The sequence below is a fragment of the Synechococcus sp. RC10B2 genome (genome assembly GCF_047502635.1).
In genome coordinates, this window is the sequence record NZ_JANSHO010000070.1 from 23895 (window position 1) to 46894 (window position 23000).

General features: G+C 61.0%; 19 protein-coding genes and 1 tRNA gene. 10 read left to right on the forward strand and 10 right to left on the reverse strand.

Translation table 11 applies throughout. The features are described 5' to 3' along the window. Positions 1-115 precede the first annotated feature (115 nt). The 4 genes from NW855_RS10390 to NW855_RS10405 all read left to right on the forward strand — a co-directional run bounded on the left by NW855_RS10390 (position 116) and on the right by NW855_RS10405 (position 5185). Complete coding sequence (locus NW855_RS10390) at positions 116-1402, forward strand: recombinase family protein (protein WP_011431180.1); 1287 nt, start codon at positions 116-118, stop codon at positions 1400-1402. Positions 1403-1782: 380 nt separating this feature from the next. Continuing rightward, complete coding sequence (bchL, locus tag NW855_RS10395) at positions 1783-2619, forward strand: ferredoxin:protochlorophyllide reductase (ATP-dependent) iron-sulfur ATP-binding protein (protein WP_041439195.1); 837 nt, start codon at positions 1783-1785, stop codon at positions 2617-2619. Between the two features lie 158 nt (positions 2620-2777). Next, the gene (locus NW855_RS10400) at positions 2778-3755 is read left to right on the forward strand and encodes a protochlorophyllide reductase (RefSeq protein WP_011431182.1); all 978 of its coding nucleotides are present in this window, start codon (positions 2778-2780) and stop codon (positions 3753-3755) included. Between the two features lie 29 nt (positions 3756-3784). Further along, positions 3785-5185, forward strand: coding sequence for a ferredoxin:protochlorophyllide reductase (ATP-dependent) subunit N (locus NW855_RS10405; protein ID WP_011431183.1), 1401 nt, complete (start codon positions 3785-3787; stop codon positions 5183-5185). Here the strand turns inward: NW855_RS10405 and NW855_RS10410 are convergent. The 4 genes from NW855_RS10410 to NW855_RS10425 all read right to left on the reverse strand — a co-directional run bounded on the left by NW855_RS10410 (position 5182) and on the right by NW855_RS10425 (position 9362). Continuing rightward, positions 5182-5418: a hypothetical protein gene (locus tag NW855_RS10410; protein ID WP_011431184.1), complete on the reverse strand. Its 237-nt coding sequence runs from the start codon at positions 5416-5418 to the stop codon at positions 5182-5184. The genes NW855_RS10405 and NW855_RS10410 overlap by 4 nt on opposite strands. Before the next feature lie 75 nt (positions 5419-5493). Further along, complete coding sequence (hemL, locus tag NW855_RS10415; RefSeq protein WP_011431185.1) at positions 5494-6804, reverse strand: glutamate-1-semialdehyde 2,1-aminomutase; 1311 nt, start codon at positions 6802-6804, stop codon at positions 5494-5496. Between the two features lie 78 nt (positions 6805-6882). Continuing rightward, positions 6883-8121, reverse strand: a complete 1239-nt coding sequence (gene ispG / locus NW855_RS10420) for a (E)-4-hydroxy-3-methylbut-2-enyl-diphosphate synthase (protein ID WP_011431186.1) — start codon at positions 8119-8121, stop codon at positions 6883-6885. 725 nt (positions 8122-8846) lie between these two features. Continuing rightward, positions 8847-9362 carry a bifunctional nuclease family protein gene (locus NW855_RS10425; protein ID WP_041438544.1) on the reverse strand — a complete coding sequence of 172 codons (516 nt, stop codon included), beginning with the start codon at positions 9360-9362 and terminating at the stop codon, positions 8847-8849. A 92-nt stretch (positions 9363-9454) separates the two neighbouring features. Between NW855_RS10425 and NW855_RS10430 the strand changes: the two genes are divergently transcribed. Continuing rightward, complete coding sequence (locus tag NW855_RS10430; protein ID WP_414508731.1) at positions 9455-10258, forward strand: cobalt-precorrin-6A reductase; 804 nt, start codon at positions 9455-9457, stop codon at positions 10256-10258. On the opposite strand, the gene NW855_RS10435 is transcribed toward NW855_RS10430, so the two are convergent. Continuing rightward, a complete protein-coding gene (locus tag NW855_RS10435; RefSeq protein WP_011431189.1) occupies positions 10216-10572 on the reverse strand; it encodes a single-stranded DNA-binding protein in 357 nt (118 codons plus the stop codon). The two genes, NW855_RS10430 and NW855_RS10435, sit on opposite strands and share 43 nt — an antisense overlap. Positions 10573-10944: 372 nt before the next feature. On the opposite strand from NW855_RS10435, the gene NW855_RS10440 reads away from it, so the two are divergent. Beyond that, positions 10945-13095, forward strand: coding sequence for an NAD(P)H-quinone oxidoreductase subunit 5 (locus tag NW855_RS10440; protein WP_099812848.1), 2151 nt, complete (start codon positions 10945-10947; stop codon positions 13093-13095). Positions 13096-13587: 492 nt separating this feature from the next. On the opposite strand, the gene NW855_RS10445 is transcribed toward NW855_RS10440, so the two are convergent. After that, a complete protein-coding gene (locus NW855_RS10445; RefSeq protein WP_414508732.1) occupies positions 13588-14397 on the reverse strand; it encodes a response regulator transcription factor in 810 nt (269 codons plus the stop codon). Positions 14398-14464: 67 nt separating this feature from the next. On the opposite strand from NW855_RS10445, the gene fni reads away from it, so the two are divergent. After that, positions 14465-15541: a type 2 isopentenyl-diphosphate Delta-isomerase gene (gene fni / locus NW855_RS10450; protein WP_041438548.1), complete on the forward strand. Its 1077-nt coding sequence runs from the start codon at positions 14465-14467 to the stop codon at positions 15539-15541. Positions 15542-15801: 260 nt separating this feature from the next. Here fni and NW855_RS10455 read toward each other — a convergent pair whose 3' ends face one another. The 3 genes from NW855_RS10455 to NW855_RS10465 form a co-directional block, all read right to left on the reverse strand. Beyond that, a complete protein-coding gene (locus NW855_RS10455) occupies positions 15802-17421 on the reverse strand; it encodes a DUF6930 domain-containing protein (protein ID WP_414508733.1) in 1620 nt (539 codons plus the stop codon). A gap of 131 nt (positions 17422-17552) precedes the next feature. Further along, positions 17553-17625: transfer RNA gene (locus NW855_RS10460), tRNA-Thr, on the reverse strand. Between the two features lie 162 nt (positions 17626-17787). Continuing rightward, positions 17788-18483, reverse strand: a complete 696-nt coding sequence (locus NW855_RS10465; protein ID WP_011431197.1) for a TPM domain-containing protein — start codon at positions 18481-18483, stop codon at positions 17788-17790. Positions 18484-18897: 414 nt separating this feature from the next. Between NW855_RS10465 and NW855_RS10470 the strand changes: the two genes are divergently transcribed. Together NW855_RS10470 and NW855_RS10475 are read left to right on the forward strand one after the other, a co-directional pair. Beyond that, positions 18898-20709 (forward strand): S8 family serine peptidase, encoded by a 1812-nt coding sequence (locus NW855_RS10470; protein ID WP_240527938.1) that lies wholly within the window; start codon positions 18898-18900, stop codon positions 20707-20709. Beyond that, positions 20709-20930, forward strand: coding sequence for a hypothetical protein (locus tag NW855_RS10475; protein ID WP_011431200.1), 222 nt, complete (start codon positions 20709-20711; stop codon positions 20928-20930). The genes NW855_RS10470 and NW855_RS10475 overlap by 1 nt, the downstream gene beginning before the upstream one ends. 101 nt (positions 20931-21031) lie before the next feature. Here the strand turns inward: NW855_RS10475 and NW855_RS10480 are convergent, their stop codons facing one another. Continuing rightward, a complete protein-coding gene (locus tag NW855_RS10480; RefSeq protein ID WP_011431201.1) occupies positions 21032-21391 on the reverse strand; it encodes a pentapeptide repeat-containing protein in 360 nt (119 codons plus the stop codon). A gap of 477 nt (positions 21392-21868) precedes the next feature. On the opposite strand from NW855_RS10480, the gene NW855_RS10485 reads away from it, so the two are divergent. Then, positions 21869-22981, forward strand: coding sequence for an ATP-dependent 6-phosphofructokinase (locus NW855_RS10485; RefSeq protein WP_099812844.1), 1113 nt, complete (start codon positions 21869-21871; stop codon positions 22979-22981). The last annotated feature ends 19 nt before the right edge of the window (positions 22982-23000 follow it).

Consider the following 23000-nt stretch of genomic DNA (forward strand, 5'->3'; position numbering starts at 1 on the left):
GGAGAGCCTTCGGCGGCCAAGGCTTGCCGGTTTGTCTCTCCCTTAGCCTAGCTGGGATCCCTGGCCAAGAGGGGTGTCGGGTGCGGGTACAGCAGCGGTGAGAGTTTGCTTGTCCATGAGCGTTTGCGGCTACCTCTACACGCCCGCCCATGCCTCTTGGCCAGACCAGGAGCTGGCCTGGTTGAAAGCACACGGGGCCGATCCCATCTGGCACGACTGGGGATCCCGCATCCATCTGGAAGAGCTGTTGCAGGGCATTGCCGCCGGATCGGTGCAGCAGGTGCTGCTGGTGCGCCTGGCGGATCTGGGGGATCGAGTGGAGGAAGTCCACCAACGGCTATTGCAGATCCAACAAGCGGGGCTCCGCCTCAGCTTGGTCAACGAGTCCGGCCTGCACACCCCCAGCGCTGCTGCCGATTGGATCCCGCTGCTGGCCGAGCTCCCCCATCAATTGCAGAGCCGCCGCCTCTGCTGCAGCCAAGCCCAAAACCGTCTAGCGGGCAAGCCTCCCCCTGGGCCTGCCCCCTTTGGCTACCGCCGCGAAGGGGATCGCTACGCGCTGGATCGCCGCCAAGCCCCCATTGTTCAGGATTTTTTCCAGCACTTTCTTCTCTACGGATCCTTGCGCCAGGCGGTGCGCTTCATCGCTGAAAAACACCACAAGCGCATTTCGGTGGCCACCGGGCGCAACTGGCTGCTCAACCCGGTCTATCGTGGAGATCTGGCCTACGCCGACGGCACCGTTCTGCGCGATACCCACCCGGCTCTCCTCAGCCGCGCCGAGGCCGCCCAGATCGATCGCTGGCTCAAACGCAACCAAAAGATCCCGCGCCGCAGCGCCAGCGCCCCCCGCGCCTTGGCCGGCCTAGTCCATTGCCGCGTCTGCGGCAGCCTTCTGCGCATTGTGCAAACCACCCCTCGCAAGGCCAAGAAGAACGGCTCCTCCTACCTCTACCTGCGTTGCCAAACCTGTCGCTACAGCCTCCACTACGCCGCCGTTCTGCAGGAGGTGATCCGCCAAGTCTGCCAACAGCTCCCCCAGCGGGCCCAAAACCTGGATCGGCAGGCCCTGGATCAAACCCGCCAACAGCTCCAAGCCCAGATCCAAGCCAACAGCGAGCGGCTGCGACAACTGGAGGAGCTGCAGCAATCTGGACTAATGGACGAACCTGCCCTGGCCCAGCGCTGCTACCAGTTGCGGGCGGAAACGGCCCGCTTGGCCCAAAAGCTGGAACAGCTCCCCCCCGCCAACTTCCTCCAGATTGCCCAAACTCTCTCCATCCCGCCCTTCTGGCAAGACCTCAGCGAGAGTGAGCGCCGCGCCTACCTGCGGGAATTCCTGCGCAGGGTTGAGGTGGATTCTACAGGGGCCGTGCAGATGACCTTTGCCTTCGATCCCTAAGGGATCCCTTTTGAATTGCCGATTCCGCCGCTCCTCTGGACATTGAGACAATTCTTGAGACCCGCCCTCACACCGGGAACAGGGATCCCGCCAGCCGTCTCCATCGGGTTGACGGGAGGACGTTTGTCGTCAGCGCTCGTCAGAGGCGAGGAGAGAGGCATCATTTGCTTTTGATCTACTTTTATACAAAAACAAAAAACAAAAGCTGATAAACAGCTAAAATCTAGCTCTAAAAATCTTTTGGACGGAATTTTGTCTGTCCAGCGATTTAGGAAACTCCTTTAACCTGTTTTAGACTTCCCTTAACTCTTCTTAACACTTCTCAGGAGGTGGATGGGCTGCCGATAATGGCCTTTGCCAGGCTTGTGGAGGAACGTGCTGTGAAGTTGGCAGTTTACGGAAAGGGTGGGATCGGCAAGTCCACCACCAGTTGCAACCTCTCGGTGGCTTTGGCCAAGCGGGGCAAAAAGGTTCTGCAGATCGGCTGTGATCCCAAGCACGACAGCACCTTCACCCTGACCGGCTTTTTGATCCCCACCATCATCGACACTCTGGAGGCCAAGGGCTACCACTACGAAGACATCTACCCGGAGGACGTGATCTACCGCGGCTATGGCGGCGTAGATTGCGTCGAGGCGGGCGGTCCACCGGCGGGGGCCGGCTGTGGCGGCTATGTGGTGGGGGAGACCGTCAAACTCCTGAAGGAGCTAAATGCTTTCGATGAATACGACGTCATTCTCTTCGACGTGCTGGGGGACGTGGTGTGCGGCGGCTTTGCTGCCCCCCTCAACTACGCCGACTACTGCGTGATCGTGACCGACAACGGCTTTGACGCCCTCTTTGCCGCCAATCGCATTGCCGCCTCGGTGCGGGAGAAGGCCAAAACCCGCAAGCTGCGGCTGGCCGGGTTGATCGGCAATCGCACCAGCAAGCGGGATCTCATCGACCAATACGTCTCGGCAGTGCCCATGCCCGTGCTCGAGGTGTTGCCACTGGTCGAGGACATTCGCATCTCGCGGGTGAAGGGCAAAACCCTCTTCGAGATGGCAGAGACGGATCCCAGCCTGGAGCCCGTCTGTCAGTACTACCTGAACATCGCCGACGAGCTGCTGGCCCGCCCGGAGGGGATCGTGCCCCGGCCTGCCGAGGATCGGGAGCTGTTTGCCCTGCTTTCGGACTTTTACAAAACCCCCGTGCGGGAGCCGGCGCTGGTGTAAGGGATCCCAAGCCTGCCAGCTTGCCGGTGTGTCTAAAAGTGAAGCAATTGTTTCGAAAAACCGTCGCAAACCTTATCAATTCGTTGTCTGGCCCGCTTTCCACTCCAAGATGGATTGTGCAGGAAATCCCTCTTGAGGACATGGCAGAGGAGTTGGATATGCAAGCACAAGCGCAACCCACCGTGGTGATTACCGGAGCTTCTTCCGGCGTCGGCCTGTATGCGGCTTTGGCTTTGGCCAAGCGGGGCTGGCACGTGGTGATGGCCTGTCGGGATCTGGACAAAGGCCGGCGGATGGCCCAGCAGGTGGGGATCCCCCAGGGCAGCTACACCTTGATGCCGATCGATCTGGCCAGCCTGGCCAGTGTGCGGCAATTTGTCGAGCAATTTCGCCAGTCGGGCCGCTCTCTGGATGCCCTGGTGTGCAACGCCGCCATCTACATGCCCTTGCTCAAGCAGCCCCTGCGCAGCCCGGAGGGCTATGAGCTGACCATGGCCACCAACCACCTGGGGCACTTCTTGCTCTGCCATTTGATGCTGGAGGATCTGAAGCGCTCCACTTACCCGGATCGGCGGCTGGTGATCTTGGGCACCGTCACCCACAACCCCAAGGAGCTGGGGGGCAAGATCCCGCCCCAACCCCACCTGGGGGATCTGCGGGGTTTTGCCCAGGGTTTCAAGGAGCCGATCAGCATGGCCGATGGCGGCAAGTTCGATCCCGTCAAGGCCTACAAAGACAGCAAAGTCTGCAACATCCTCACCATGCGGGAGCTGCACCGCCGCTTCCACGAGAGCACCGGCATCACCTTCCTCTCCCTCTACCCCGGCTGCGTGGCGGAAACAGGCCTCTTCCGCCATCACTATCCCCTGTTCCAAAAGCTCTTCCCCTGGTTTCAAAAAAACATCACCGGTGGCTATGTCTCCCAGGAGCTGGCCGGCGAGCGGGTGGCCCAGGTGGTGGCGGATCCCGAGTTTCGCCAGTCAGGGTTCTACTGGAGCTGGGGCAACCGGCAACGCAAGAATGCCAAGCCCTTTAACCAAGAAGTCTCGGACGAAGCAGGGGACGAGGCCAAGGCCAAGCTGCTCTGGGATCTGAGCGAAAAATTGGTGGGCGTGCCCCAGTTGGTCGCCCTCTAGCTTGACAAACCCTTTTCTAGGAGCCGACGATGACTGCTGCTGTGGATACTTCCAATACCCTCCACTTTCAATGCGAGACCGGCAACTACCACACCTTCTGCCCGATTAGTTGCGTGGCCTGGCTCTACCCCAAAATCGAAGACAGCTTCTTTTTGGTGATCGGCACCAAAACCTGTGGCTACTTTTTGCAAAATGCCATGGGGGTGATGATCTTCGCCGAGCCGCGCTATGCCATGGCCGAGCTGGAAGAGGGAGATATCAGCGCCAAGCTCAACGACTACGAGGAGCTGAAGCGGCTGTGCCTGCAAATCCAGCGGGATCGCAACCCCAGCGTCATCGTCTGGATCGGCACCTGCACCACCGAGATCATCAAAATGGATCTGGAGGGCCTGGCACAGAAGCTAGAGGCCGAGATCGGGATCCCGATTGTGGTGGCGCGGGCCAACGGCCTCGACTACGCCTTTACCCAGGGGGAAGACACGGTGTTGGCTTCCATGGCCCAGCGCTGCCCGGAGCAGGTGCAGGAAGAGGAGCGGGAGACGCGGGGCGGCCTGCAGGCCCTTTTCTACGGGCTGCGCTCCGGCAAAAAGAAAGAGGAAGAGGGCTTCCACCCCCACCCGCCGCTGGTCATCTTCGGCTCCGTGCCGGATCCGGTGGTTACCCAACTCACTCTGGAGCTGAAAAAATACGGGATCCGCGTCTCCGGCTGGCTGCCGGCCAAGCGCTACGGGGAGCTGCCGGCCATCGAGCCGGGCACCCATGTGGTGGGGGTGAATCCTTTCCTCAGCCGCACCGCCACCACGCTGGTGCGCCGCAAAAAGGCCAAGCTCATCCCTGCTCCTTTTCCCATCGGGCCAGATGGCACCCGCGCCTGGATCGAAGCCATTGCCCGCGAGCTGGGGATCCCGACTCCAGGCCTGGCAGAGCGGGAAGCGGAAGTGTGGCGCCACCCCCAAGTTCAAGAGTACCTGGGCCTGCTGCGGGGCAAGAGCGTCTTCTTCATGGGGGATAACCTGCTGGAGGTCTCCCTGGCCCGCTTCCTGGTGCGCTGCGGCATGACGGTGCAGGAAATCGGGATCCCTTACCTCGACAAGCGCTACCAAGCCGCCGAGCTGGCCCTCTTGGAGCGCACCTGCGAGGAGATGGGGGTGCCCAAGCCCACCCTGGTGGAGAAGCCGGATAACTACCACCAACTGCAGCGCATCAAAGCCCTGCAGCCGGATCTGGTGATCACGGGCATGGCCCACGCCAACCCCCTCGAGGCCCGCGGCATCACCACCAAATGGTCGGTGGAGTTTACCTTTGCCCCGATCCACGGCTTCGGCAACACCCAGGCGCTGCTGGAGTTGGTCACCCGCCCGCTGCGGCGCAACGCCGCCCTCAAAGGCTTGGGCTGGGAACAGTTGGTACGCGAAGAAGCTTCTGTCTAGCCCTCTGGCTCCTCGTTGTCGAAGAGCAAGCCGTCCAGGTGATCCGGAAGTTGCTGCCGGTCGATCCAGACCATGCCCGCCAAAATCGCCTCGGCCTCATTTTGGAAGTAGCCGTAGGCTTTGGCAGCAGGCTCCACTGAGCCATCCTGACGTAGCCGCTGGCAGCAAAAGATAAACCCCTTGTCGGTAGTTTGGGTGGTGATGCGCCAGTTGCGGTGGATGTGCTCGGCCATGGTCGGGGATCCCAATGCAGCAAGGGAGCTCCCTCACCCCCAACCCCTCTCTCAAGGGGAGAGGGGAGAAAAACCCTAGAGCGTGCGCAGCACCTCTCGCGCTGCCTCTAGGGTTCTCTCCACATCGGCCTCGGTGTGGGCCAGGGAAGTGAAGCCGGCCTCAAATTGCGAGGGCGCCAGATACACCCCCCGCTCCAGCATGCCGCGGTGGAAGCGGGCAAACTTCTGCAAATCCGAGCGCTTGGCCTCCTCGTAGTTGCGCACCGGGCCGGCGGTGAAGAAAAAGCCGAACATGCCGGGCAAATAGCCCCCGCACATCTCATGACCGGTCTCTTGTGCAATCTGCAGCAGCCCCGTCGCCAACTGCTCGGTAATCCGCTCCAGATACTCATAGGTACCGGGTCGGCGCAAGATGTCCAGAGTGTGGATCCCGGCCGTCATGGCCAGGGGGTTGCCGGAGAGGGTGCCCGCCTGGTACATGGGCCCCGCCGGCGCCACCATCTCCATAATCTCCCGCCGACCGCCGTAGGCCCCCACCGGCAGGCCGCCGCCGATCACCTTGCCCAGGGTGGTCAAATCGGGGATGACGCCAAACTTGGCCTGCACGCCGCCGTAGCTGATGCGAAAGCCGGTCATCACCTCGTCAAACACCAGCAGGGCGCCATACTTTTGCGTCAGCTCCCGCAAACCCTCCAAAAAGCCCGGCTGCGGCGGAATGAAGCCGGCATTGCCCACCACCGGCTCCAGGATCACGCCGGCAATGGAGTCGGGATACTGCTCAAACAGAGCCTTGACTGCCTCTAGGTCGTTGTAGGGGGCGGTCAGCGTGGCACTGGTGGCAGCCTTGGGCACCCCCGGCGAATCTGGCAGGCCCAGCGTGGCTACCCCCGAGCCGGCCTTGACCAAAAACATGTCCGCATGGCCGTGGTAGCAGCCCTCGAACTTGATCACCTTTTCCCGCCCGGTGTAGGCCCGCATCAGGCGCAGCGCCGCCATGCAGGCTTCGGTGCCGGAGTTGACAAAGCGCACCATCTCCACGCTGGGCACCGCCTCGATCACCCGCTCGGCCAGCTCGTTTTCCAAAACGCAAGGGGCGCCAAAGCTGGTGCCTTTCTCCAGGGCCCGCCGCAACGCCTCGATCACCTCGGGGTGGGCGTGGCCGACAATCGCCGGCCCCCAACTGCCGATGTAGTCGATGTACTGGTTGCCATCCACATCCCAGGCGTAGGCGCCGGCAACGCGGTCGAAGACGACGGGATCCCCGCCCACCGACTTAAAGGCACGCACCGGAGAGCTGACGCCCCCCGGCATAAGCTGCTGCGCCCGTGCAAAGATCTGCCTGGAGCGGCTGGTGTTAAACGAGCGAGTGGGGAGAGTGCTGGTCATACTGGGAGCTGTTCAACGCATCTTCTAGGCTAGCAGGCAAGGAGACCTGCTGGTGGACTGCTGCCCTCTCTTTTGGTTTTAGTTACTTGGGCTTCCTTCTGGGGGATCCACCCACCGCCCATCGGCTTTGATGAGCTCGATCAGCGCCTGGACGCCCTCCGACTCGGGCACCTTCTTCACCTCCTCCTTTCCGCGGTAGAGGGAGATGTAGCCGGGGGTTTTCCCCACATAGCCGTAGTCGGCGTCGGCCATTTCCCCCGGCCCGTTGACGATGCAGCCCATGACGGCAATGTCGAGGCCCACCAGGTGCTGGGTTGCGGCCCGCACCTTCTGCAGTACTTCCTCCAAGTTGAAGAGGGTGCGGCCACAGGAGGGGCAGGCCACATATTCCACCATGGTTTTGCGCAGGTTGAGGGCCTGCAAGATGCCGTAGGCCACCGGGATCTCTTTTTCCGGGGCTTCGGTTAGGGAAACCCGAATGGTGTCACCGATCCCCTCGGCCAGAAGCGTCCCGATCCCCACTGCCGATTTGATGCGGCCATATTCTCCATCGCCGGCCTCGGTCACCCCCAAGTGGAAGGGGTAGTTCAGGCCCAAGGCATCGAAGCGGCGGGCCGCCAGCCGGTAGGCCGCCAACATCACCTGCGGACGGGAAGCTTTGAAGGAAAGAACTACGTTGTGGAAGTCTTGCTCGGCGCAAATCTCGGCATATTCTAGGGCCGACTCCACCATGCCCTCTGGAGTGTCTCCATACATGAAGAGCATGCGCTCGGCCAGGGATCCGTGGTTGACGCCGATGCGCAGGGCTTTGTTCTGAGCTTTGAGGGTCTGCACCAGGGGGGTGAAGGTTTCGCGGATCTTATTGCGGATGGCCTCCAGTTCGGCTTGGGTGTACTCGGTGCGACCGGGCTGCGGCTTTTCCAGGACGAACAGACCCGGGTTGATGCGCACCTTGTCCACGTATTGGGCGACCTCCAGGGCGATCTTGATGCCGTTGTGGTGGACATCGGCCACCAGCGGCACCGGCTTGTAGGTTTGGATCAGCTTGCTCCGAATCGCCTCCATCGCCTTGGCATGGGCCATGCTGGGAACGGTAACCCGCACGATCTCCGAGCCCGCCTCGTGCAGACGACGGATGGCCGCCACCGCCGCATCGATGTCGAGAGTGTCTTCGTTGATCATGGACTGCACCACCACCGGGTGCTGGCTGCCGATCAACACGTTGCCTACGGCTACGGTGCGGGTAGGACGACGGGGGTAGACCGGTTCTGGGTAGGGCTGCTGAGAGGGCGCGTTGGGCCGATCTAGAGTCTGCATGGCTTGCTAAAAAAGGGCTGCTCTAGCTTGATTGTAGGCCGAAATGCCAGCAAGACCGAGGATCTCCCCGCTTGGCCCACAGCTCCGACCCCCCGGCTTTGGCTAAAAAGCGCGGCACAGGTCTAGGGGTAGAAGGCGCAAACGAGCTGACTTCTCGGACAAATGGCGCAATAAAGAAAAGTCAAGCCAATCAACTGCCCCAGGGGAGCAGGATCACTCTCGATGAAGCCGTCCTAGCCGCACAAGCCGCACAATTTGCTAGAAACTAGGGTGTCGGTACTCCCTTTGTCAAGCTGGGCAAACTCCCCTGCCATTCTTGCCAGGGGGACGGTGGCTTTGAAGCAAGCCCGCCTGCCTTGGACGGCAACAGGGTGTCAAAGCAAAACACCCTGAGTTCCAAGATGAGCCGTATGCACCTGGGAGCTCTAGAGGGAGAGAGAGCAATCCCCGGTTAGCGGTATAACCTCGGTCTCAAAGGTTTCTAGAGAAATCCCTCCGCACGAGCAGGCAGCGTTTTGGCTAGGGCCGATAAGCAGGAATTAAAATGCTCCCCTTGGGCTGGCGCGAGGGCGTCCTTTGCGGCCAAGTCTGAGGTGGAGGCAAGCCGCCCCTGAAAACGGCACTCAAGGGCCTAGGGGAACTGTCTACAGGGAAAGAGGCAACTGCCGGCGCTGAGGGTGCTCTTGGAGCCGCTCAGCATCTGTCCTAGCGGAGAAGACAGGGCTTCAGCCATCCGATTCCGTGGGCTGATCCCTGAGGAGGTGGCTGCGAATAAAGTCTTTGGGCGTCACGCTTTCCACAAACTTATGGAAGGCCTCCCGCTCTGCCTCGTCGGCATCTTGGTTCATCGGGATCGAAGCTTCCGCAATCACCTCTTCTACGGTCCAGATGGGGGCATGGGCCCGCAAGGCAAGGGCAATGGCATCGCTGGGGCGGCAGTCGATCTCCTGCTTTTTATCGCCGCAGACTGTAACAAGCACTGCATAGAAGGTGTTGTCCAGCAGCGCGTGGATGATAACCCGCTCCAGCTTGATCCCCCAAGCTTTCCAGGAGTTCAGAATAAGGTCGTGGGTCATGGGGCGGAGGGGCTTTTGGTCGTCCAGCGCCTGCAGAATGGCGTTGGCCTCCGCTCTTCCTACCCAGATGGGTAGGGCACGCCGCTCATGGGTATCGCGCAAGATGACAATGGGAGCCTGGTTGACAGCGTCGACCGCGATCCCAGCCACATGCATCTCGATCATGAGCACTCGCCTCCAGCCTTCAGACCTCGATCGTATCCACTGGTAGCAAACTTTGGCAACACAGCATGGGCTCGGTTCGTACATCACTTGAAGTGGCCCTCATCGGTGGCACCAGCGAAAGCCGCAGCTTGGCCCACGTCCTCAGCCATGAGGGGATCCCTTGGATAGCCACCGTCACCACCGAGGGCGGAAGAAGGCTGTATCGGGATCTGCCCGGCCAGGTGGTGGTGACGCGATTTTCGCCGCCATCTTTGGCACAATTCCTACAGGAACACGGGATCCGCGTGCTGGTAGATGCTTCCCATCCCTTCGCCCAGGAGATCTCGCAACTGGCCATGCAGGTGACCGCCCAACTGGGGATCCCCTACCTGCGCTACGAGCGCCCCCCGGTGGCGTTGGATCCCTGGGTACAGGTGGCGCCGGACTGGCAGGCGGTGCTCACGGATGGCGTACTGGCGGGGCGGCGGGTGCTGCTGACGGTGGGGGTGAAGGCATTGCCCCTGTTTGGGCCCTGGCAGGATCGCTGCCAACTGTGGGCGCGGGTGCTGCCGGAGTCGGTTCCCCAAGCGGTGCAAGCCGGGATCCCTGCCGAGCGGGTGATCGGAATGCGCCTGCCCCTCAGCTTTGAGCAGGAACTGCGGCTTTGGCAGAGTCTAGATCCTCAGGTAGTCATCAGCAAGGAGTCTGGAGAAGCGGGTGGGCTGGCCGTCAAGCAGGCAGTGGCCAAAAACCTGGGGATCCCGCTGTGGGTCATCCGGCGGCCACCCTTGCGCTATCCCTGGTGCAGCCAGGATTTGACAGCGGTGGTGCAGGAGTGCAAGCGCCGACTGGCCGGAGCTCACGCTCAAACAAATCAAAACGGCTCCTCGGCGGGCAGGTCAGCCTCCCGGTCTTGACGGGATCCCAGGAGTTCGAGGCGATCTACGGCAATGACGGGTCTTTGGCGATCCTCACCGGTGGATTTGTCTTTCCAGCGATCGAACTTGAGGCTACCGGTTACCCCAATGAGGCTGCCCTTGCGCACATATTCTCCGGCCACCTCGGCGGTGCGCCCCCACAGCTCTAGGTTGAACCAATCGGGCTTGTCTTCGCCTTTGCGGAAGCGGTTCACCGCCAAGCTAAAGGTACACACCACCCTGCCCGACTCAAAGTAGCGCACCTCCGGATCCATGCCGGCTCGCCCCACCAAGGTCACCAAGTTCAGGCTCATGGGCTTTTCTCCAGACAGTCTGCAGCTTTCAGCCTTTAGTTGTAGCGCTTGCAAGGGATCCCTGTCATCTTGGCAACGACAGTCTCAGCCGATCCCGTCAGCGGGCCGTAGGCCTTGCGGATCTGAGCTGGGGGAGAGTCTTCAGGATATCTCCCGATTCTCCTGCGGGGATCTCGGTTGATCGGGAAGAAGAATCTTTGCTCTCATGGACTGGGTGGTTGCAGGGGGGGCGCTGATCGTGTTGCAAAGATTTACAATATCAGAAGCTCCAGAGCACCTGCCGGCCTAGGCCCCTGATCCCGACAGACAGATTGCCACCGGCCAGCAAGAAGGGCTCATCACTGCAAGAGGACGCATTCAGCACCAGTTCCTATGGAATTCATCTACGCATACGCCTGGTTGATCCCCGTTTATCCGTTGGTGGCGGCTTTTTTACTCGGCTTGGGCATTTTGCTGTTCAATGCCTGGACAAGGGCCAACCGCTCTCTGGCCGCCTTCTTGAGCGTGTTCGCGACGGGAACGGCGATGGTTCACGCCTTTGCCCTCTTGGCCGGCCAAGTGCAGGGCCATGAGACCGTTCTCAAAACCCTCACCTGGGCTCAGGCGGGCTCCTTCTCCCTGGACATGGGCTTTGTGGTGGATCACTTGAGCGCCATGATGCTGGTGGTGGTAACCACGGTGGCCTTTCTGGTGCAGATCTACTCCGACGGCTACATGGCCCACGACCCTGGCTATGTGCGTTTCTACGCCTACCTGAGCCTGTTTGCCTCCTCGATGCTGGGCCTGGTGGTCAGCCCCAACCTGGTGCAAATCTATGTCTTCTGGGAGCTGGTGGGGATGTGCTCCTACCTGCTGATTGGCTTTTGGTACGAGCGGCAGGCAGCGGCGGAGGCAGCCCAGAAGGCGTTTGTCGTCAACCGGGTGGGGGACTTTGGGCTGTTGCTGGGCATTTTGGGCTTCTACTGGATTTCCGGCACGTTTGGGTTCGAGGAGCTGGCTCGCAATGTGGAGCAGATGGTGGCCAACGGCGCGGTGAGCAGCAGCTTGGTTGCCCTGTTTGCGGTGTTGGTGTTCTTGGGCCCGGTGGCCAAGTCGGCCCAGTTCCCGCTGCACGTGTGGCTGCCGGATGCCATGGAAGGCCCCACGCCCATTTCGGCCCTCATCCACGCAGCCACGATGGTGGCCGCCGGGGTGTTCCTGTTGGCGCGCATGTTCCCGCTGCTGGAAGGGATCCCACCAGTCATGGACCTCATCGCCTGGACAGGGGCGGGCACGGCCTTTTTGGGGGCCAGCATTGCCATCACCCAAAACGACATCAAAAAGGGCCTGGCCTACTCCACCATTTCCCAGCTGGGCTACATGGTCATGGCCATGGGATCCGGTGCCTATGGGGCAAGCTTGTTCCACCTGATGACCCACGCCTACTTCAAGGCGCTGCTCTTCTTGGGCTCTGGCTCTGTAATTCATGGCATGGAGGCGGTGGTGGGCCACGACCCGGTCTTGGCCCAGGACATGCGCCTGATGGGAGGGCTGCGCAAGTTCATGCCCGTTACGGCCTTCACGTTTTTGATCGGCACGCTGGCCATCTGTGGGATCCCGCCCTTTGCCGGCTTTTGGTCTAAAGATGAGATTTTGGCCGCGGTTTTTGAGCGCAACCCGGCCCTCTGGGGGGTGGGCTTCCTCACGGCGGGGATCACCGCCTTCTACATGTTCCGCATCTACTTCCTCACCTTTGAAGGGGAGTTTCGCGGCACCAACCTGAAGCTGCGGCAGGAGGTGGCCGTCAGCCAAGGCCGACCGGTGCCGGCTTTTGCCTACGCGTTTGCCGGGAAAGAGGCGGCCTATGGTCCCGGAGCCATGAACATTTACGAAAAGCCCCAGCCCAGCAGCCATCCCGAAGCTGGGGGAGAGGGACACGAAGGGCATGGCCACGCTGCCGAGCCGCATGAATCTCCGGCATCGATGACGATTCCGCTGGTGGCGCTGGCCGTTCCTTCCGTGCTGATCGGCTTGGTGGGCACTCCCTTTGCCAACTTCTTCGAGGCTTTCATCCATGCGCCTGGTGAGTCTGCAGCAGAAACTGGTTGGGCCCAGGTGGCCGCCGAGTGGCAAGCGGTGCTGGCCGGCCACTTCGATTGGGCAGAGTTTCTGATCATGGCGGGCAGCTCGGTGGGCATTGGGCTGATCGGCATTGCCCTGGCGGGTCTTATCTACTGGCAAAAACGTATTGATCCCAGCACCTTCCCCCAAAGTCTGCAACCCCTGTACTACTTCTCCCTCAACAAGTGGTACATTGACGACCTCTACGAGCGGGTCTTTGTGCGGGGCACCCGCTTTGTGGCGCGGGAGGCCTTGGAGGTGGACAGCCGCATTGTGGATGGGGTGGTCAACTTGACGGGCCTGGCGACCATGGTCGGCGGCGAAGTGATGAAATATCTGGAGAACGGCAAGGCGCAGTTTTACGCTTTGATCATCTTTGCGGCGGTGGTGGTGATGGTGGTGCTTTCTGGGGTTGGGGTCTAGCCCAGGAGCTCGGTTGCTGCTGATCAAGGTTTTGCCATCAGCAGTAAACTAACCGGCTCCGACCGCCCCCCTCAATCCCCTCGTATACGGGGGGCAGGGGGGCCGGGGGGCAAGTCTTCCAAGGCAATAGGACTGTTGGTTGCCTGCGCCCTACAAACAATCGCTTTGGAGAGGCAGTGATTCACCCAAGCCTGAGAGCGTCTCTCCCTGCCAGACAGCCGCTGAGCGACCGAAGTACACGCGCCCTTGTCATTCGACTCTCCGCACAACACCGGAGCGCACCCTGCATTGCACAGTTTCTCGGATGCCACCCCGCCACTGTCCTCAACGACCTCAAGCGAGGGCAACAGCGTTGCTGCGATGGGCTTGCGGACGGCAAAGCACTTGGCGCTCCCCCAAAAGTTACCCCTGGGGTGAAGGCTTACCTTGTCACCCTGCCTGCCGAAAACTGCATCTAGGCAGCCACGCAACTGCAAGTGCATCTCTTCACACTCACCCGACACTTGAAGCAGCTCTACGGCGCCGCTGTTGAGGCCCAGATCCTGGGGCAGTTGCGCCAGCAGCTCGACTCGGCTGCTGCAAGGGAGGAGGCGGCTCTATGCCGAAGCTGTAGCCCACCTGGCGCACAGTGTGAATGAGGCGGGGTTGGTGCGGATCGCGCTCCAGTTTCTTGCGCAGGGAGAGGATGTGGGTATCGATGGTGCGGGGGTTGGCGGTGGAATCGGGCCAAGCCCGCTCCAGCAGCTCCTGCCGCGAGAGAGGATCCCCATCGGCCTGGATCAGCACCATCAGCAAGCTAAACTCCTGCGGGGTGAGGTCGATGCCTTGGCCGGCCAGGGTGACGCGCCGCTGCACCAGGTCGATTTTCAGATCCCCATACTGCAGGAAGGTGGGGGGAAGGCTGCGCCGCAGCCGACGGGTCAGGGCCTGAATGTGAGCATCCAGAAGGGGCAGACTAAGGGGCTTGGTGAGGTAGTCGTCTGCGCCTGCCTTCAGCCAAGCGATGATGTCGGCTTCCGCTCCCTGTTGGGAGAGGAGCAAGATCAACACATCGCAATGGCGATGCGCCCACCGGCATAGTTGGAGTCCGGCACGGCTGGACAGCTCCGCATCCAAAATTAAGAGGTGGACAGGCTGCTGTTGCAGCAGGGTTTTGGCTTGGCGAATGGTCTCCGCTTCCCAAACCCGGTGCCGTGCCTGTTGCAGATGCCAACCCAGCAAGCTGCGCAGATGAGGGTTGCCTTCTGCCAGCAAGATGTGCAAAGGTTGCATGGCTACTAGGTTGGATCCCGCCCTCATCATAGACAGCGGGCCACCTTCGGACAATGTTGTTCGCCCGCTACCGGTTGGACAGCCCTCTATCCAGACCATGGCCGATTCTCCATCCCCTATCTCCGAACGTAAGCAGGATCACCTGGACATTGTTTTGCGGCAGGACGTAAACGCCAGAGGGATCCGCACCGGATTTGAGCGGTTTTTCTTCGAGCACGTGGCGCTGCCGGAGCTGCTGCTGCCCGAGATCGATCTCAGTTGCCAGTTTCTGGGAAAACGCCTGCAGGCCCCTCTGCTGATTAGCAGCATGACCGGGGGGACAGACACTGCCCGGGAGCTAAACCTGTACCTGGCGGCTGCCGCTCAAGAGCTGGGCATTGCCATGGGGGTGGGATCCCAGCGGGCAGCTTTAGAACACCCGGAGCTGGCCCAGACTTACCAGGTGCGCCCAGTGGCTCCGGATATTCTGCTTTTGGCCAACCTGGGCGCTGTGCAGCTCAACTACGGCTATGGCCTGGAGCAGGCGCGACGGGCAGTGGAGATGATCGAGGCAGATGCGCTGATTTTGCACCTCAACCCGCTGCAGGAGGCGGTTCAGCCCCAGGGGGATCCCGACTGGCGCAACCTCTATCGCCGCATCGAGCAGTTGGTGAACCAGTTGCCGGTGCCGGTGCTGGTCAAGGAAGTGGGCAATGGCCTCAGCGCCCAAGTAGCCCGGCGGCTGGCCGAGTGTGGCGTGGCCGCCCTAGATGTGGCTGGGGCAGGGGGGACGAGCTGGAGCGAGGTGGAAGCCCATCGCCAGACCGATCCCCTCCAGAAACGCATTGCCCACAGCTTCCGGGACTGGGGGATCCCAACCGCCTTGGCCCTGCTGGAAATCCGCCGCTTCCTGCCCAACCTGCCCCTGGTGGCCAGCGGCGGCATCCGCACCGGCATCGATGCAGCCAAAGCCATCCGCTTAGGGGCCGATGTGGTCGGCATGGCCGCTCCCGCTCTCCACGCCGTCTCCCGAGGGCGGGCCCAGGCGGTGGTGGACAGCTTCCGAGCCGTGATCGAGGAGCTGAGGATCGCCGCTTTTTGCACCGGATCGGCCAACTTGGCGCAGCTACGGCAAGCGGCTTTGCGCTGGCAAGATACCTGGGATCCGCTGCCTCCTATCATGGAAAGGGGTTGAAATCAAATTCCCAACACCTGCCACAGGCTCACCTCCAACCCCAGGACGGCCGCCCCTGCCGCACTTGCTTGCAGCTCACAGGCTACGGCGTCGGGCCTCGGGGCGATAGTTCTCCGCAAGGAGACCCCCTCTTTCCCTGGCAAAAAAGTGCCTCTGGAAAGGCTTGGCAAAGGATATCTCCAGCCTCAGGCTTTGAAACGCCGTCTGCGAGGCCTGGGCGGTCTTGGGATCCCTTAGCTGGGGGCTGCCCCAGGAAGCCTTTAGGGAAAGTGCAACTGTCGGCTAATGCGCACCATAGGCCCCAGGCCCAATCGGGTCGGGTTGAGCGCCTGCATCTCAAACAGGGCCAGAATGTGGCGTACCTGCAGCTCTGGCCGGTTGGAATTTACCCCCATCGCCACCACCAGGCCACAATAGCCGCCCGTCTCGCGGCAACGCCGCTCCCAGCGCCTGCGAGCTTTGGCGTGCACGGGATCGTCCTCGGGAAACTCTGCAAACAGGTGCAGGTCGCGGTTGCCCGTTTGGACAATTTCCAAGTCGTAGCGGCTGCCGGCAAAGGGATCCACCCCTGTGTTAAAACAAACACCCTGGGGCCCCCCTTCGCCGCGCAGGTTTTCGATCAATTGCTTGGCCTTGGGGCGGGAGGTGCGCACGATCACCACCGGCAGCCCTTCACCCCTTGGCACCAGCTTACTCTGGGGGAGAGGATGCCATTGCCCTGTGCGGCGCAGCGCCTCTACGGTGGCCCAGGGCAGCACGCCCAGGCTAAGCTGCGCACCCTCAGGCACCAGATCATCTCGCAGCAGGGTTTGGGTGTGCTCTTCTTCGTCTCCTTCTAGCTCCAGAAGTTCTACAGCCAAGTCGGGCAAGGTGCGCACTTGCACCGAGAGGGTTTCCCCTGGGGCCTGGGGGTTGGGAATGCGATACCGCCCCTGACAGGGTTGGAAATCCTCTTCCAGCTTGCGGCGGTACTGCTTCAAAAAACGATGCAAGGCCTCCAAAGCCACCGCCACAGCCGCCGCCTCATCTTCCTGCAAAACAACGCGCAGGCCCTCGAGAGGGTGGATGGTGCCGAAGTTCGGCTCGATTTCTTCGGGATCCAGATCGGCCAAGTCCAGGTCTGATAGCTCGTTGAGTTCGGGATTGCGAGCTTGAAAGGTGAGATAGAGACAATCTTGCCTGAGGAAGGCTTCCTCCATCTCCTCGGAAGTCTCTGGTTGGCCCGCGTCCTGGCGAAACCGTTTGAGGGAGTGCAGCGAGCGATAAAAAAGAACCCCGTACTCCATCCCCAGCCGCCCCATGACCGAGACGTAGAGGGTTTCAATATCCCAGCGATTTAGCTCGATCGCCAAGATTTGGTGATCCTCTAGATAGTCCCAGGGGGCATCTTGCCAGAGGGTGAGGGCTTTGCCGGCCAGCAGCTTCGCGTAGTTCTCCGGCAGCGGCGGCGGGATCCCCTCACTGGCCTCTGCAAAGCTCTGCAGGATCTCGTCGATTAGCGGCAATTCCGGCTGGCATTCCACTTTGATGTCCAGCTCGTGCAAAATGCCGCGCAGGAAAAACTGCACCTCCCGATCCCGCACGACGACCTTTTGCGGACGAGCCGGCAAGGCAGCATTGGGCCGCTCCATAGCCATGATCAAGGTTCGCACCATCGGCTCCAAGCCGGAGCCAGCAGGCACCACCTCCATGGCCCGCACCACGCCCTGAACGCCATCCACCCATAAAATGCACTCCCCCTCAGCCAAGCCGGCGGAGATCTGGGATCCCAGGGCTAGCGAACCTGGTAGGCGGTGGCAATCCCCTTCCCATACCGAGGACACCTGGGGCAGCTTTTGCAATCGACGAACTGTAGCGGCTGGCAGACCCGACATAGACATCTAGAGCAAACAAAGGAACAAATTGGCAGATACCCTGCGCGGGGATCTGAGGGGGTGAGGATGAAGGATCCCCCTGAAGTCAATCTAACCAAACTGCCAGAGTCAAAGCTGAGTGACTGAGCCGCCTGCCAAGCTGATGGTCAGACTCGAACTGACGACCGCTCGATTACAAGTCGAGTGCTCTACCAACTGAGCTACATCAGCAATTTAGCTCTACCGATTCTAGCATTCTCTCTTGGGAAGTTGTCCCCCAGCCGCTGGCTTGCTTCGGGGGGCAAGAGGCGGGGGATGCTTTCTTGACCCAGAGGCCCACCCCCCTCCCAGAGGGAGAGGGGAAGGGAGCTTAGCCTCAACTTGGCAGGACGGCTACTGCTGCTCCGCTGCCGGTTGGGCAATGGGGGCCAAGTAGATCACCAAGGCTCCTGCGAGAAAGCCCAGGATGTTGCGCACCAGCGGGAGCCAATCCTGGGTGCGGGTGATCACCGGGCCGATGCCGAAGGCCCCAAACAAAATGAACCACAAGGGAGAGATAAGCAAAGCCCAACGCCAGTTAAACAGCTCCTCCGCGTGGCGGGGTTTGCCGGCAAACCCGAAGACGATCCCGCCCAAGATAGAGGTGAGCAGCGTCAGGATCCACTGCTCCTGCGGCAGTCCGGGCACCACACGGCAGCCCCCTTGGTGAAAACAGCGATCCAAAACGTCAACGGTTTCCAAAATGGCGCGCTGAGTGCCGTGCTCTCGCACGTAGAACTGGTTGCCGAAGCGAGATTGCAGCTCAATCCAAAAGGTACGCGGCAGGATCTCCCGCACCGCGTCTCCCACGTTAAAGGCCAGCAAGTTGCCTCCCCTGGGATCGGCCACCATCAAAACGCTGCGCTCGTTCAGGCCCCAGTACTCTTTCACTTGGCGGCCTGGGGTTTGGTCAAACTGGGTCAGCACCCGCAGCTTCCAGCCCGTTTCTTCCTCCAACCGGTTCAGATGCTCGGCCAGTTGTGCTTCTTGATTGCTGGTCAACTGATCCGCCAAATCCAAAACCGGCACCGGCGGCTGCGGCAACTCCATCTCCACCACTGGCAAAGCAGGCTGGGCCCAGAGCGGGGATCCCCCACCTAGCCAAATCCACAGCCCCAGGCAAAAGCTTGCCCCGACGCGCAGTATCCGTTGCCATCCGATGCTCATGCTGGTTCCTCTCTTGGCTGTGATGACGAGATACTGAGAACTGGTGTTAAGAAGTATTTCAAGTTCTTACAGATCCATCATGCATCGGGACAAATCGTTTGGCCAGAGGGATCCCTTTTTCTGGGTTTTCTGAGTGGCCCCCGAAAAAGTTGGCAACAGGAACAGGCTCGTGACGCAGCGTGCTGATTTTCTGGTCAATTGCCCATCCAGAGGGCATACTGGTGGCAACAATTTTGGATCTCGAGGGCGTGCATGATGAACTTCAGACGCTGGTTGGGTCTCTGCTGCGCTGGCCTGATGGCACTGCTGCTGACGGCCTGCGGCAAGGGATCCACCCCCTACGACAGCATCGTGGTCAACTTTGTCAACACGGCCACTCCCACTGAGATCGCTGCTCTTGCCAAAGCCTACAATTTGCCGCTGCGACCCAGCAGCAACAGCGCTTTTGCCCGCCAGGAGGCTATCTACCTGTTCGATGTGGATGCGGAACATCCAGGAGCCACACGGCGGCTCATCAAACGGCTCTCGCGGGAAGCCCTGGTCGAGTATGCCCACCCCAATTACCAATTTCAGGCGGCTTTTGTGCCCGACGATCCCCTCTATCCCCAGCAATGGAACCTGCGAGCCATCCGCATGCCGGAAGCCTGGGACATTTCCCAGGGAGAAGGGGTGACGGTAGCCGTGGTGGACACCGGGGTGACGCGGGTGCCGGATCTGGCCCAAACGCAATTTGTGCAGGGCTACGACTTCGTGGACGACGATGAGGATCCCACCGACCTCAACGGCCATGGCACTCATGTGGCCGGCACCATCGCCCAATCCACCAACAACACCCTAGGCGTGGCCGGGGTTGCCTTCAAGGCCAAGATCATGCCGGTGCGGGTGCTGGATGCCAATGGTTTTGGATCCCTGTCAGACGTGGTGGAAGGGATCCGCTATGCTGCCGACCACGGCGCCACGATCATCAACCTCAGCCTGGGTAGCCGCGCTTCGGCCCGACTGATGGAGGAGGCCGTAGCCTATGCCCACAGCAAAGGGGTGACGATCATCGCCGCCGCCGGCAACGAAAACTCAAGCCAGGTGAGCTACCCGGCCCGCTACCCGCATGTCATCGCCGTCTCGGCCACCGGGCCCGATGGCAGCAAAGCCCCCTACTCCAACTATGGGGTTGGGGTAGATATCGCCGCTCCCGGCGGGGCCAAGACTCCCGAGCATCCTGAGCACGGCATTCTGCAGCAGACCATCAACCGACGCAACCCCAACGAGCCGGTCTTTGCCTACTTCCAAGGCACCAGCATGGCCACTCCCCACGTGGCCGGCGTAGCAGCGCTGATCCAGGCTCAGGGCATCAAAGATCCGGACAAGGTGGAAGAGGTGCTGAAGATGTCGGCCACCCCGGTGCCCGGCGACAAGCAGAACTTCTACGGCGCCGGTCGTCTGGATGCTGCCAAGGCGCTGGCCAGGGCCACCGGTCAGCAAGAGGAGAACCCCCTGCTGCTGTGGCTGAAGGACTTCCTGCAATACCTGAACAACAACGGCTACCTCAACCCTCGCTTCTGGTTTGACGGCGGCCCGATTGCCCTGGTGCCCAAGCTGCTGATGGTGGTGGGCGGCTACATCATCCTGGTGCTGATCCGCTGGTGGCTGGCTCCCAAGCCCATGCTGGCAACGGCGCCCCTCCTGGGAGGGATCCTGCTGGGCAGCGCCGGCCTCTTCCCGCTGCAGGGCCTGGCCATTGTGGGTGCCCCTCGCTGGCCCTTCCAATTGGCGGGGAGCTCCCTGCCGGAGCTGGGCACGGCCTTAGCCCAGACCAATGCCTTGAACCCCTTGTTTGCCAGCGTGTTGATCCCAGGGCTGTTGATGGTGCTGCTCCTGGGACATCGGCGCTGGCGTTGGGCGGTTGTCGGCCTCTCCATCGGCATGGCCTCCCATCTGCTTCTAGCTGGATCCCTGTTCTATGAGGGGGTACTATGGCTTGGATCCTCTGCTTGGCTGGGGCGCTCCTTCTTGCTTCTCAATGGTTTGCTCTGCCTGGGCCTGGCCTATTTGGGGGCGCAAGCCATCCTGGATTCCCAGCCCAGCAGCACCGGTTTAGCGCTGAGGAAGTGATGCAAGAATACAGCGGTACCATCGAGTTCCTGGATATCGAAGGGGGGGTGTGGGTGCTGACGCTCCCTTCCGGCCAGCACTACGCCCTCTTCCGCGCCCCCAAAGAGCTCTTACAAGAGGGGTTGGAAGTCACCATCCAGGGACAGCTCAAAGAAGATATGGTGACGGTGGCTCAGGTGGGGCCGGTCTTGGAGGTGAAGAGCTTCCGGACGCAGCCCTAGCTAACCCGATAAACAGCCTGGGATCCCCGCCTGGGGATCCCGATTTTTTTAGAGAGCTTGCTGCGGCTGCAAGGCAGCACCCGCCTTGATTGAAAGCTTGACTAAAACTCGAACCGTTGCATCCCTGCCGTTACCGGATCGAAACCGGCGGGGAAGCAGGTGTTGTGGTTGTACTGGGCTCCGCTTAAATTGGCTCCCTCCAAACAGGCTCCCTCCAGGTCGGCATAGCGCAGATCGGCACAGCGCAAGTCGGCATTGGCCAGATTGCTGCCGCGCAGGTTGGCATAGCGCAGGTTGGCCCCATGCAAGTCAGACCCGCGCAGGTCGGCCCGGCGCAGATCGACCCCCCGCAAGAAGGCGTACTCCAGACAAGATTGGGGAAAGTGACGCTCTCCTTGCCGGTAACGGCTGAGCAGCTCTGAGGCCCCCCGCAGCCCACATTGGGCAATGGTTTGAGTCATAATGCTTCTCCCAACTCAGACCCGATCCTTATATCTCCATCATCTCTACCCTTATTGGCCTGAATGGGTTTTGATCAAAGTTGCTTAACAAATAATTTTGGTTTTTTGGCAAGTTGTTCCCCCCAAGTCTTGCCTACAAGATCTATCCTCAGAGATAGCGGAAACTGCTCCAAACTTAGCTTTGCCAAGCAATATTTCTTAATTCTTTGTTGTGAAGGATGCTGAACAATTGGTCTTGTCTGCGGAGCCGCTCGCCCACTGCAAACTCTGCTAGGCATCTTGGTCCCAAGGGCTGGACATAATCAATCCAGCCGTCGCCTTCCCTTCTCTGCGGTTGGTCAAGCGCCCCATGGCTACAGCTTGCTAGGGCCCAGGGCCCGCTGTAAGCCACTTGCAGGAGTAGAGTCTAGTCGGCTCGAAACTGCGGAGCGAAGAAGTTCTTAATTTTTTTGTTCAAACTGTTCATCCTAGAGCACCATGCCGAAACGGAAGCGAATTGGGATCCTCACCAGCGGTGGCGATTGTGGCGGCCTCAACGCCGTCATCCGGGCGGTGGTGCGGCGGGCCCGCGACTATGACATGGAGGTTTACGGCATCAAAAACGCGACCGCAGGTCTGATGGCGCGACCGGTGGAAGCGGAGCTGCTGGACGTGAAGCGGGTTTCGGGCATTTTGCGCTATGGCGGCACCATTCTGGGTACGGTGAACAGGGGCAACCCCTTCGCCTATCCCATGCCCGATGGCAGCTTGGTGGATCGCTCGGCAGAGGTGATCACGGGTTACCACCGGCTGGGGTTGGATGCGCTCATTGGGGTGGGGGGAGATGGCAGCCTGGCCATTCTCCGGCAGCTAGCTTTGCAGGGGGATTGGAACTTTGTCGGGATCCCTAAGACCATCGACAACGATGTCGGCGCCACCGAGTATTCCGTGGGATTCAATACGGCTCTGAGCGTGGCGGTGCAGGCTCTGGATCAGCTCACCTACACGGCCATCAGCCACAGCCGCGTCATGGTCATGGAGGTGATGGGGCGGGATGCCGGTCACATTGCCCTCAGCGCTGGCATCGCCGGGGGGGCGCATGTGATCCTGATCCCGGAGATCCCCTACAAGCTGGAAAACGTCTGCAAAAGAATCCTCGACCGCAAAGAGCGGGGCAACAATTTCAGCATTGTGGTGGTGGCGGAGGCTGTTCGCACCGAGTCGGGAGAGCCGGTGACCTACACCAACAGCCTGGGGCAGTCTCTCTACGGCGGTATTGGCTATTACATCGGCAACGAGATCGCGCTGCGCACCGGCATCGAGACGCGGGTGATGGTTTTGGGCCATCTGCAGCGGGGAGGCACCCCTTCTCCTTTGGATCGTCTGCTGGGGGCAGCTTTTGGGGTGGCGGCTGTGGACTTGATCGCCCAGGGCAAATACGACCGCATGGTGGCCTGGCAAAATCGGCGCGTGGTGGATGTGCCCCTGGCAGAGGCCATCGCCCAGTACCGGCGGGTGGAGGTGGATGGGGCTTTGATCGCCACGGCTATCGGGCTGAATACCTATGTGGGCGAGGTGGATCCGCAGCTTTTGCGCAGGTTTTCCCCCTGATCAAGCTCTGCCACCACCG